This window comes from Arenibacter aquaticus (genome assembly GCF_003957295.1).
Classification (GTDB): domain Bacteria; phylum Bacteroidota; class Bacteroidia; order Flavobacteriales; family Flavobacteriaceae; genus Arenibacter; species Arenibacter aquaticus.
This window is the reverse complement of sequence record NZ_RQPJ01000002.1, coordinates 128,557-140,628: the sequence shown is the minus strand read 5'-3', so window position 1 is coordinate 140,628 and position 12,072 is coordinate 128,557. Positions and strand designations below refer to the sequence as shown.

Annotated in this window: 11 protein-coding genes; all 11 read left to right on the top strand. The window is 39.8% G+C overall.

Features of this window, described 5'->3' with window-relative positions; translation table 11 throughout:
* The 11 genes from EHW67_RS03665 to EHW67_RS03615 all read left to right on the top strand — a co-directional run bounded on the left by EHW67_RS03665 (position 1) and on the right by EHW67_RS03615 (position 11,879).
* Positions 1–567, top strand: a complete 567-nt coding sequence (locus tag EHW67_RS03665; protein WP_126161008.1) for a helix-turn-helix domain-containing protein — start codon at positions 1–3, stop codon at positions 565–567.
* A gap of 86 nt (positions 568–653) precedes the next feature.
* Positions 654–974, top strand: a complete 321-nt coding sequence (locus tag EHW67_RS03660; RefSeq protein ID WP_126161687.1) for a four-helix bundle copper-binding protein — start codon at positions 654–656, stop codon at positions 972–974.
* Between the two features lie 60 nt (positions 975–1,034).
* Positions 1,035–3,407: a multicopper oxidase domain-containing protein gene (locus EHW67_RS03655; protein WP_126161007.1), complete on the top strand. Its 2,373-nt coding sequence runs from the start codon at positions 1,035–1,037 to the stop codon at positions 3,405–3,407.
* A gap of 32 nt (positions 3,408–3,439) precedes the next feature.
* Complete coding sequence (locus EHW67_RS03650; protein WP_126161006.1) at positions 3,440–4,036, top strand: DUF3347 domain-containing protein; 597 nt, start codon at positions 3,440–3,442, stop codon at positions 4,034–4,036.
* Complete coding sequence (locus EHW67_RS03645; protein WP_126161005.1) at positions 4,037–4,492, top strand: heme-binding domain-containing protein; 456 nt, start codon at positions 4,037–4,039, stop codon at positions 4,490–4,492. It begins immediately after the preceding gene.
* Between the two features lie 84 nt (positions 4,493–4,576).
* Entirely contained in the window at positions 4,577–5,803 is a 1,227-nt protein-coding gene (locus EHW67_RS03640; protein WP_126161004.1) for a permease, read from the top strand.
* A 2-nt stretch (positions 5,804–5,805) separates the two neighbouring features.
* Positions 5,806–8,319 carry a heavy metal translocating P-type ATPase gene (locus tag EHW67_RS03635; protein WP_126161003.1) on the top strand — a complete coding sequence of 838 codons (2,514 nt, stop codon included), beginning with the start codon at positions 5,806–5,808 and terminating at the stop codon, positions 8,317–8,319.
* Between the two features lie 13 nt (positions 8,320–8,332).
* Entirely contained in the window at positions 8,333–8,920 is a 588-nt protein-coding gene (locus EHW67_RS03630; protein WP_126161002.1) for a DUF2911 domain-containing protein, read from the top strand.
* Between the two features lies 1 nt (position 8,921).
* Entirely contained in the window at positions 8,922–9,632 is a 711-nt protein-coding gene (locus EHW67_RS03625; protein WP_126161001.1) for a PepSY domain-containing protein, read from the top strand.
* Between the two features lie 20 nt (positions 9,633–9,652).
* Positions 9,653–10,135 carry a DUF305 domain-containing protein gene (locus tag EHW67_RS03620; protein ID WP_126161000.1) on the top strand — a complete coding sequence of 161 codons (483 nt, stop codon included), beginning with the start codon at positions 9,653–9,655 and terminating at the stop codon, positions 10,133–10,135.
* Between the two features lies 1 nt (position 10,136).
* Entirely contained in the window at positions 10,137–11,879 is a 1,743-nt protein-coding gene (locus tag EHW67_RS03615) for an efflux RND transporter periplasmic adaptor subunit (protein ID WP_126160999.1), read from the top strand.
* Positions 11,880–12,072: the final 193 nt, after the last annotated feature.

Below are 12,072 nucleotides of genomic sequence, written 5' to 3'. Positions count from 1 at the left end.
ATGGTAAAAGATTTTTACATAAAAAATATGGTTTGCGACCGTTGCATCAAGGTCTTAAAAGATGAATTGTATAAGGCAAATATTAGTCTGTTGGATATTGAGTTGGGAAGGCTTCGATTGGATATGAATGAAAAAGAACAACTGAACATACTTAACGAAATTTTAGAAAGAAATGGATTTGCACTCATCACTTCTACCGAAGATAAATTAACCGAGCAAGTTAAAATTGAATTGATAAAGTTATTGAATGTAACGCCCCTTGAGATTGAAGGAAAGTTATCCGATTTTCTTGCGGATAAATTACAAAGGGACTATTCGAAAATCAGCAAAGTGTTTTCCATTACCGAGGGCATCACTATTGAAAAATATTTTATCAAACTGAAGATAGAAAAGGTCAAGGAACTTATCCAAACACCTGATTATAATTTCACAGAAATAAGTCAATTGCTCGATTACAGCAACGTGAATCATCTAAGTAAACAATTTAAAAGTGAGACAGGAATGAGCCTGAGCGATTATAGGGATGGACAGAAAAATTTTAGAAATCCTTTAGACAAGATTGTATAGATATGAACCAAAATTATAACACAAAACATTGATTTTCAGCAGTAATTTCCCTTGGAAATTAAATGTTTAATTAAAAATAAAAAATGATGAGAAACTCAGAATTAATTAGCGCCCTTGGCAATTGTATCAACCATTGCAACTATTGTGCAGATGCCTGCTTAGAAGAAGAAAATGTAAAAATGATGGTCAACTGCATTCGCACAGACCGTGTCTGTGCAGAAGTATGTAGCACTTTGGCTCAGGTGTTGGCAACCAAATTTGAAGATGTAGATGATTTGGTACGCTACTGTCAAAAAGTTTGTAACGCTTGTGCCGACGAGTGCGGAGGACACGACCACAAACACTGTCAAGATTGTGCAGAAGCTTGTAGAAAATGTGCTGAGGCTTGTGAGGCATATTTGGCTTAAGAAGTTCATTGCCCTTCTCGAAAGGGAAGGGCTACCTTAAAATTTAAAAAACGATTATTTATGAAAATTAGGATACTACTGATCGCAATGCTTTTAATTTCAATGGGAGCAAATGCACAGTTAATTGCAAATGAGTCCGAAGAAAATGTGGACAATTGGCCAGAGCGCGTCTACGACCTAACCATTACTTACGAGACGGTCAATTTCACAGGCAAAGATGTGCAAGCGATGACCATTAATGGTGGTATTCCTGGCCCAAATCTTGAATTTAATGAAGGAGAATTTGCCATTATCAATGTGACCAATAAAATGGATGAAGAAACATCGGTACATTGGCACGGCTTGATACTGCCCAACTTTTTTGATGGTGTTCCTTATCTCACAACACCGCCTATAAAACCAGGCGAAACCCTTCAATACAAGTTTGCGCTAAAACAATCCGGTACATATTGGTATCATTCTCACACAGGGCTTCAGGAGCAGCGTGGTGTTTATGGTTCCATCCAAATCAATCCAAAAGAAACTGATTTGGAATATGACAAAGATTTGGTTTTGGTGTTATCCGATTGGGTGGACGAGAATCCACAATCCCAACTAAAAAATCTTAAACGAGGAAACGAATGGTACTTGATTAAAAAAGGTCAAGTACAAAGTCTCGATAAATTAATTGCTCAAAATGCAGTAGGCGCAAAGTTAAAAATGGCTTGGCAACGTATGCCTGATATGGCAATTTCAGACAACTACTACGATAAATTCTTCATCAATGGTGGCTCTGAGCAAAATTATCCCGATTTCCAAGCTGGAGAACGTGTGCGCTTACGATTTGTTAATGCTGCCGCAGCCTCTTATTTCTGGTTGACTTTTGGCGGAGAAGATCCTATGCTCGTTTCAGCAGATGGCCTTGACGTGGTTCCTGTCGCCCACAATAAAACCTTGATTGGCGTAGCAGAAACCTATGATTTCATTGTTACGGTTCCCGAAAATGGTAAACTTCAAGTGAGAGCTACTGCACAAGATGGTTCAGGCGAAGCTTCAGCATATATAGGTACTGGTTCAACACTCGAAGCACCGAGCATTCCAGAACCAAACCTTATAAAAAGTATGAAACAGATGATGTCTATGGGAATGAAAATGGGTGCGCCAGCTTCAAAATTCAATCCTTCTAAAAACGATTCCATTCAAGTGATGGAAAAATACAAGATGGATATGGGCGGTATGCAGATGGACGGAATGTCAATGAAAGATGATAAGATGAAGATGGATGGAATGGATATGAAGAAAGATTCTGCCCAAATGGACCACGGTAAAATGAATCACGATAAGATGCAGATGTCGAAGGGTAAAGATGAGGAAATGGGAGCAATGAAAATGGGCTATATGATACCTAAAGATAAAGTCGTGGGCGACAATATGAAAACTGGCGGTAACCCAGAATTCAATTACAATTATCTAAAGTCGCCCGAAAAAACTGAGTTTGAAAATGATAAACCAGTAAAAGAAATGCTCTTCAACCTTACCGGAAATATGAACCGCTATGTCTGGTCTATAAATGGTGTTCCCCTTTCTGAAACCGATAAGATAAAAATCAAACAAGGCGAAGTGGTTCGTGTCACACTCAACAACCTTACGATGATGCACCACCCAATGCACCTGCACGGGCACTTCTTTAGGGTACTGAATGAAAATGGCGAGTACTCGCCTTTAAAGCATACAGTAAACGTAGCGCCAATGCAAAAGGTGGTTTTTGAATTTGCAGCCGATGAATCTGGAGATTGGTTTTTTCATTGCCACATTTTATACCATATGATGAGTGGTATGGCAAGGGTTTTTAGCTATGATACACCACGAGATGACCGCTTAGAAGGTTATCCGTTAACCAATCTCACAAATGAAGCAGACCACATATTTACGTGGGGCGAAATCACAGGCGCAAGCCATATGACGGAACTGTATGCGACTGCCACCAATATCCGAAATCAGTTTGCCGTAAGGGGCGAATATGGCTGGAACAAAAATCTGGAAGCTGAGTTTACCTATGAACGCTACCTCAATGATTATTTCCGTGTCTTTGGTGGTGTTAATGTGGAGAACGAGGGAGAAGATAGCCTTAAAGAAATCAATACCACAGCAATCGCTGGTGTTAGATGGCTGATGCCAATGCTAATTAATTCAGATTTTAGGATAGATAGCAAATTACGTCCTCAAATTGCTTTTAGTACGGGCTTTATGATTTTCCCACGCTTGGGAATCTATGGCGAGTATGAATACCAAATGGATTTTGGCTGGGATGGTAAATTACCAGAAGGTCAGGATTTTGAAGAAGAGACCACTTGGCAGGTAGGACTTGAATATGTCCTTGGTAGAAACTTCTCATTAATGGGGAGTTATGACAACCGTTTCGGTGCAGGTGGTGGACTATCAGTTAGATTTTAAAAAAATAATTATTAACCTAAATACAATACAAAATGAAAACAGTAAAAAGAACAATGAGTACAATGGCACTGGCTGCCACAATGATTTTAACAGTTTCCTGTAAAGACGGAAACAAAGAAGAGGCTGCTGCGCCGATGAGCAATGAGATGCACCAAGAATCTATGGATGACAAGGACGATATGGCGATGAGTGACAACCAAGATGCAAAAGCAGAAGCAATCCTGAATGATTATTTCAACTTAAAAGATGCGCTTGTAAGCGATGACAATGGCAAAGCGAAGGAGCTTGGTAACACATTAGCGAAATCACTAAAAGCTTTTGATGTATCCAACTATTCCGATAATGAACAAACTGAATTAAAAGACATAATTGAAGATGCCACAGAACACGCAGAGCATATTGGAGAGAGCGATATCAAGCATCAACGCGAGCATTTTAAGACGTTGAGCAAAGACGTTACCGATATGGTAGCCATTACCGGAACCGATAAAAAACTCTATGAGCAGTTCTGCCCTATGTACAATAATAACGAAGGCGGAGCTTGGCTGAGTATGAATGAAGAAATTAGAAATCCATATTTCGGTAGTCAAATGTTGAAATGTGGCAAAGTACAACGAGAAATAAACTAATTGAAAGTTTTAAAAATCATAGCGTGGATAGCATTAATTGCGTTTGTGGTCATTCAGTTGTTTCCGATGGATTATAACAAGAGTGAGGCCGTACCGCAAACGGATTTTATGCTTGTCAATATAGTGCCTGCAACGGTCGAGAAATCGTTGCAGGTTTCCTGCTATGATTGCCATAGCAACAATACAAAGTACCCTTGGTACAATAAGGTGCAACCTGTTGCTTGGTTTTTGGAAGACCATATTAAAGAAGGAAAAGAAGAATTGAATTTTAACGAATGGGCCAACTATTCAAACAGAAGAAAGAACAGTAAACTGCGCTCTATCATTAAGCAGATAGAAAACGGCGAGATGCCCTTAGATAGCTACACGCTTATTCATAGGGATGCTATTTTTTCAAAAGAGGAAAAGGAAGCAGTATTGAACTATATGAAAACTTTAAAAGATGACTTAGAGTAAAGTCCTGATACGGGAAGGGAATTTTTTCATTGATGGTTGGTTAGTTAGAACCCCTTCCCATTTCAGGCACAAATATTAAGAGGTATGAATGATTTTTTAAAACAATGGGGCGAAGCAGCCTATACCACCACTGGATTCTTCTGGATGGCATTATGGGCGTTCATATTGGGTTACATCATCAGTAGTATGATACAGATTTTTGTAACCGAAAAGCGGATGCAAAAAGCAATGGGAGAAAAGGAAGGCAAAAGTATGCTCTTGGGTACATTTTTTGGCTTTATAAGTAGCTCGTGCAGCTTTGCCGCGCTGGCAGGAACTAAATCCATCTTCAAGAAAGGAGCAAGTTTTTCATCTTCCATAGCGTATCTACTGGCATCTACAAATTTGGTTATAGAACTGGGAATCATCATTTCCATTTTTCTGGGATGGCAATTTGTTGTGGGCGAGTATGTAGGTGGCATATTGCTAATCCTCATTTGCTGGATTCTAATACGCATTATCAATCCTAAAAAGCTCATTGAGAAAGCAAGAAAAAATCTTGAGAGCGAAGACGATGATGCGATGGACGATTCCAAGGATTGGAAAAAACAGATTAAAAAGGAAGAGAGCTGGGCGCGTGTGGCTAAAAAATATAAGATGGAATGGCAGATGGTCTGGAAGGACGTAACCGTAGGCTTTACCATCGCTGGAATCGTAGCGGCATTCGTTCCCGATTCCTTTTTTCAGACCTTGTTTATCAATAGTGGTCAAGGCAATACAGAGTTTACTTTTTTCGAAATTCTGGAACATATCGTAGTCGGACCTGTTGCTGCGTTTTTGACGTTTATCGGTTCAATGGGTAATATTCCTTTGGCAGCTTTACTCTTTGGTAAGGGCGTAAGTTTTGCAGGGGTTATGGCATTTATTTTTAGCGATTTGGTCGTTTTTCCCGTATTGCGAATCAATGCAAAATACTACGGATGGAAGATGTCATTGTTCATATTATTCCTGCTGTTTACGGCTTTGATTGGTACATCACTGGCACTACACTATAGTTTCGACTTGCTTAGTATACTGCCAGACCCATCGCAGGTAAAAATTCAGGATAAAGAACATTTTAAGATTGACTACACCTTCTTTTTGAACATTGCCTTTCTTGCTATATCCGCTTTCCTGATTTACTTGGGCTTTTACAAGAAAAAAGACGTTGAGCATTCTATGAGCGAGATGGCACCAAAAAGCCAATTGCTGGAAACCATCTTAAAATATGCAGCATTCATTTGTTATGTATGGCTTGCAGGAGGTTTGATTATAAAATTCATAATTCAATAAAAATGAAACACACCTATCAAATACAAGGAATGACCTGCAACGGTTGCCGAAATCACGTTGAGCAAACACTTTCTAAAGTGAAAGGTGTGACCAATGCTTCGGTTAATTTAGAAAAAGAAGAGGCTACTATTGAAATGGAATCTCATATTCCCATCGAAACATTTCAGAAAGCATTGAAAGAAGATGGCGGTACGTACAGTATTCACAAACCAGGCGAGCATCATCATAAAGATGATTCCGCTTACACGAAAAAGCAAAAACCTAAAGGCAAAGGAACTGGCACCTTTTACTGCCCAATGCATTGCGAAGGCGATAAAACTTATAACAAGCCGGGAGACTGCCCTGTCTGCGGAATGGATTTAGTCGAAGAGCAAAATTTGTCAGCAACGACTTCAGAGCAATGGACGTGCCCAATGCACCCAGAAGTCATTAAGGATGAATCTGGTAGTTGCCCTATTTGTGGTATGGATTTGGTGCCGATGGAACCTGATTTATCTGCCGAAGAAAAAACATATAATAAGCTGATTAAGAAATTTTGGATAGCAGTAGCCTTTACGCTTCCTATTTTCATAATCGCTATGAGCGAGATGATTCCCAACAATCCACTTTATGATGTAATGGAGCAGAAATGGTGGAACTGGATTCAATTTGGGCTTTCCATTCCTGTGGTGTTTTATGCCACTTGGATGTTCTTTGAACGTGCTTATCGAAGTATTAAAACCTGGAATCTCAATATGTTCACCTTAATCGGTATAGGTGCGGGCGTGGCTTGGCTCTTTAGTGTTTTTGGGATGTTGTTTCCAGACTTTTTTCCGGAACAATTTAAAACAGAATCCGGTGCGGTTCACGTGTATTTTGAAGCCGCTACGGTTATCCTCACATTGGTATTGATGGGTCAAGTTTTAGAAGCCCGTGCACATAGTAAAACCAATTCAGCAGTGAAAGAATTATTAAAGCTTGCACCTAACAAAGCAGTACGCGTAGTGGATGGAAACGAAGAAGAAGTTTCCATCGACCAGATTGAAAAAGGAGATATCCTACGAGTAAAGCCAGGAGATAAAATCCCTGTGGATGGCAAAATTACCGAAGGCGAAACTACCGTAGATGAGTCAATGATTTCAGGAGAACCGATTCCAGTCAATAAATCTGTAGATGATAAAGTAAGTAGCGGTACCATTAATGGGAATCAATCTTTCTTGATGGAAGCCGAAAAAGTAGGTAGCGACACCTTGCTTTCCCAAATCATACATATGGTAAACGATGCCAGTCGCAGTCGTGCCCCTATTCAGAAATTGGCAGATACGGTTTCAGGCTATTTCGTGCCTGTCGTGGTTATCATTGCGGTCATCACTTTCATTGTCTGGGCGATTTGGGGACCAGAACCAGTTTATGTATTTGCTCTTGTAAATGCCATTGCCGTATTGATTATAGCCTGTCCTTGTGCATTGGGATTGGCAACACCGATGTCCGTTATGGTAGGTGTTGGTAAAGGTGCCCAAAATGGTGTCCTAATTAAGAATGCCGAAGCCTTAGAGAAAATGGACAAAGTGGACACCCTTATCGTTGATAAAACAGGAACCATTACGGAAGGGAAACCAACGGTTGAGAAAATTGGGTCGTTTGATGAATCTCGCTTTCGCGAAAGCGAAATTCTACATCTTATCGCATCCCTAAACAGTTCCAGCGAGCATCCACTTGCCGAAGCCACCGTGAAATATGGAAAGGAGCAGAAGGTCGAAATATCAAAAACCGAAAACTTTAGCGCAGTAACCGGAAAAGGCGTAGAAGGAACAGTTGATGGCAAGAAGCTCGATTTGGGAAATGCCAAAATGATGGAGTATGCAAATGCCAAGCTATCACCTGAAATGGAAACCGAAGCACAATCCTTTCAGAAACAGGGAAAAACGGTTTCCTACTTATCCATTGATGGCGAAGTTTCAGGCTACGTGGTCATAGGCGATAAAATAAAAGAAACGAGTGCTAAGGCAATCAAAGAATTACAGGACAAAGGCATCGAAGTAATAATGCTCACAGGAGATAATCACGACACCGCCCAAGCTGTGGCGAGCGAACTCAATCTCGCTGACTTCAAAGCAGGAATGTTACCTGAAAACAAACTGGATGAGGTTAAAAAACTACAACAGCAAGGCAAAGTAGTCGCAATGGCAGGCGATGGTATCAATGATGCACCAGCACTGGCAAAAAGTGATGTGGGTATTGCAATGGGCACAGGAACTGATGTCGCTATAGAAAGCGCTATGATAACCTTGGTAAAGGGCGATTTGCACGGTATCGTAAAAGCAAGAAACCTTAGCCACAAAGTTATGCGTAACATAAAACAAAATCTATTTTTTGCTATGATATACAACACGCTGGGTGTACCGATTGCGGCAGGTGTATTATTCCCATTTTTCGGAATTCTGTTATCGCCTATGATTGCGGCGCTGGCAATGAGTTTTAGTTCAGTTTCAGTAATAGCAAACGCACTTAGGCTCAGAACAAAATCAATTAACTAAACCATCCTATATAATGAAAAAAAGTATCATTCTATTATGTATTATCCTTTTAGCTTCTTGTAAAGAAGCTTCAAAGGAAGCTCAAGAAGTGCCAATTACCGACAGAACAGAGCAAAATTCAACAAGTGCAGAACCTAATAAAAAAAAATCATTGAGTCCGCATACAAGCGCAATGGCGATGGTGGGCGATGCGCATATTCATATTGATTATTCATCCCCAGGAGTTCGTAAACGTATCATTTTTGGCGGTTTACTTCCTTATAATACCGTTTGGCAAGCGGGCGCACATATGGCCACTTGGATAGAAACCAATAAGGATTTGACCATTGATGGTAAAGAGTTGAAGGCAGGGAAATACGGGTTCTTTGTTATTCCGAATCAAGAGGAATGGACAATTATTTTTAATTCCAACTGGAACCAGCACGGTAAAGATGAATATAATGAGAAAGATGATGTGATGAGATTTAAAGTAACCCCAAAAATTTCCGAAGAAATCAAGGAACATTTAGAATACAAGGTAACAAAGACTACCAATGATTCAGGAACAATTAGCTTGAGTTGGGAAAAGGTTCTTGTTGAATTTCCTTTTGAAGTAAAATAAAATGGTCAAAAGAAAAACAGCACTTAAAATAAGAAAAGCGCATCGCTATCTGGGTATCTTTTTAGGTATTCAGTTCTTGATGTGGACGATTAGTGGAATGTATTTCAGCTGGACAGATATTGATGAGATTCACGGCGACCATTTCAAAAAAGAGATTCCTGAACAAACTGCATTTTCAGATTTACTGGGAAGTTCTCAACTAAATATTCAGGAACCGATTCAATCATTAGAATTACTTGAAATAGCGGATGAGCCCTATTATTGGATTAATGAGACTGTGCTTTATAATGCACTTACAGGAACAAAGAAAGACGAGCTCACAGAACAAGAAGCAATCAAAGTAGCAGAACGCTATATGTTGGCCGATTTAGAATTTGACCAAATACAACGGATTGAATCTGTAGGCGACCACCACGAGTACCGTGGAAGACCATTACCGGCTTATGAGATTTCATATAAAACCGATGAAAATTTAAAAGCCTACGTGGCGATTGAGAATGGAGCTTTTCAAACCGTACGTCATCGCGATTGGCGTTGGTTCGATTTTCTTTGGATGACGCACACTATGGACTATCAAGGTCGAGACAATTTTAATACAATTGTGCTAAGGGCTTTTTCGCTTTTAGGCTTGATAACGGTGTTTAGTGGATTTCTACTTTGGTACACAAGTTCACCTACTGTGAGAAAATTGATTAAAAACAAACGTAAATAAGTAACAAAAAACCGACTATTATGGAAAATTCAAATGAACACAAAAAGAAAAATCAATACACAAAATTTGTAGGAATGCTCGCAGCGTCCTTCGTAGCTATGTACATCACAATGTACCTGAACACTTATGAGTGGGACCACGTATGGTTCAGTCTAACTCGCTTTTATATGGTCTGCTTAGGGATTGCGGCAATGGCCATTATAATGTTTGTAGCAATGCGTGGGATGTATCAAAATAAAAAGAAGAATATCGCCATTGTTTTGGGAAGTATCGTTCTATTTGTAGGTGCGTTGGGACTGGTACGTGACCAAAAATCAACTGTAGGCGATGTGCTTTGGATGAAAGCAATGATACCGCATCATTCCATAGCAATTTTAACAAGCGAGCGTGCAGACATCAAAGACCCAGAAGTAAAAAAATTAGCCGAAGATATCATCAAAGCACAACGAAAGGAAATTGAAGAAATGAAGCAAATGATTGATAGGTTACAAAACGAAAAATAGTATGAACAAGAACATTTTATATATAGCAATTGCAGTAATCGTGGGACTACTGGCGGGTTGGCTCATTTTTGGCAATTCCGGTAGCGAAGCAAATGCAAACAAGGACGTTACTGAAATGTCAGATACCCACGACCATTCTGGCGAATCTGCAAACCAAATGTGGACCTGCTCAATGCACCCACAGATTATGCAACCTGAACCAGGCGACTGCCCTATATGTGGAATGGACTTGATACCTGCTGAATCTGGTGCTGATGGCCTTGCAATGAATGAGATTAAAATGACAGATAATGCAATGGCGCTGGCCAACATTCAAACTACTATTGTGGGTAATGGCACTATGTCAGAAGATGATGGAATAATTTCGCTTTCGGGCAAAATCGCCACCAACGAAGAAAACAATGCCGTACAAGCAAGCTATTTTGATGGGCGTATCGAACGTTTGAATGTCAATTATGAAGGCCAAAAAGTAAATCGTGGTCAAACATTGGCTACCATTTATGCGCCAAATTTGGTCGCTGCACAGCAAGAATTGCTCACAACAGCTTCATTAAAAGAATCGCAACCTGAACTGTACAAGGCAGTGCGAAACAAATTGAAAAATTGGAAGCTTTCCGATAACCAAATTGATGCAATAGAATCCTCTGGAAACGTGCGCGATAATTTTCCTGTATATGCCACCGTTTCAGGAACGGTTTCAGAAGTGATGGCACGTGAAGGCGACTATGTAAAACAAGGTCAGCCTATTTTGAAAGTGAGCAATTTGAATTCGGTTTGGGCAGAATTTGATGCCTATGAAAATCAAATTTCAGATTTAAAAGTAGGTCAGAAAATAAAGGTAGTAACCAATGCCTACGCCAATAAAGAATTTGACGCCACGGTTTCATTTATTGACCCTATACTTAATAATGCAACGAGAACGGTTACCGTAAGAGCAACACTAAAAAACACAGATGACCTCTTTAAACCAGGAATGTTTGTAACGGGTAAACTCAAAGGGGAAATGATGATGACTAACGAAGTGATAACAGTTCCTGCAAGTGCCGTAATGTGGACAGGCGAACGCTCATTGGTCTATATAAAAACCAATCCCAACGAACCCGTTTTTGAAATGCGTGAAGTAACCATCGGAAATCGTAATGGCGAAAATTATGCTATAACAGAGGGCTTACAAAAAGGCGATGAGATTGTAACTAATGGAACTTTCACAGTAGACGCAGCAGCACAGCTACAAGGGAAAAATTCTATGATGAATCAAGGAAAGAAAGAGGATGCTATGATGCCAATGTCTGAAATGGAAATGGAATTTTCAGAGAATTTTCAAAGGCAATTTAAACAAGCGCTCAAGCCTTATTTACAGATGAAAGATGCTTTGGTAGCGAGCGATGCAAATCTGGTTTCCGCTTTCGCGAAAGCGACATCAGTATCCTTAAAATCCGCAGATATTAAAAGTCTCGGTAGTATGGAACAATCACATATTAAGAAAAGTATCGAAATGCTCGATGCCATTGCAGCGAACGACAACCTGGAAAATCAACGCGACCATTTCGTGATATTAAATGAAAATATGGTGCCCATTGCGATGAGTGTAAATGGAACCGATGCGATGCTGTACGTTCAAAAATGCCCAATGGCAAATAATAATAAAGGCGCGGTTTGGCTGAGCACGGAAGAAGAAATCCGCAATCCTTATTATGGCGATGCGATGCTTACTTGTGGCAGTGTGATTGAGGAAATTGAGTAATTTTATTTTTAGCCTTCTAAAAAGCTAAATACCGAAAACCTTTAAGATACTTTTCAATTTTTTTATAACCCCTTTCGATAGAGAGGGGTTTATTATCATACAATATACCCGCAAGGTAAACTCGTAAAATACTTCCATCAAAAGACTACGGCATAAAGCCAACGCTTCTTCCACTACTCATTTATTCCGTTTC

Bases quoted from the DNA above. Each gene is read 5' to 3' on its own strand.
- EHW67_RS03660 (WP_126161687.1), top strand. From the start codon at position 654: ATGAGAAACTCAGAATTAATTAGCGCCCTTGGCAATTGTATCAACCAT.
- EHW67_RS03620 (WP_126161000.1), top strand. From the start codon at position 9,653: ATGGAAAATTCAAATGAACACAAAAAGAAAAATCAATACACAAAATTT.
- EHW67_RS03640 (WP_126161004.1), top strand. From the start codon at position 4,577: ATGAATGATTTTTTAAAACAATGGGGCGAAGCAGCCTATACCACCACT.
- EHW67_RS03650 (WP_126161006.1), top strand. From the start codon at position 3,440: ATGAAAACAGTAAAAAGAACAATGAGTACAATGGCACTGGCTGCCACA.
- EHW67_RS03615 (WP_126160999.1), top strand. From the start codon at position 10,137: ATGAACAAGAACATTTTATATATAGCAATTGCAGTAATCGTGGGACTA.
- EHW67_RS03635 (WP_126161003.1), top strand. From the start codon at position 5,806: ATGAAACACACCTATCAAATACAAGGAATGACCTGCAACGGTTGCCGA.
- EHW67_RS03665 (WP_126161008.1), top strand. From the start codon at position 1: ATGGTAAAAGATTTTTACATAAAAAATATGGTTTGCGACCGTTGCATC.
- EHW67_RS03625 (WP_126161001.1), top strand. From the start codon at position 8,922: ATGGTCAAAAGAAAAACAGCACTTAAAATAAGAAAAGCGCATCGCTAT.
- EHW67_RS03630 (WP_126161002.1), top strand. From the start codon at position 8,333: ATGAAAAAAAGTATCATTCTATTATGTATTATCCTTTTAGCTTCTTGT.
- EHW67_RS03655 (WP_126161007.1), top strand. From the start codon at position 1,035: ATGAAAATTAGGATACTACTGATCGCAATGCTTTTAATTTCAATGGGA.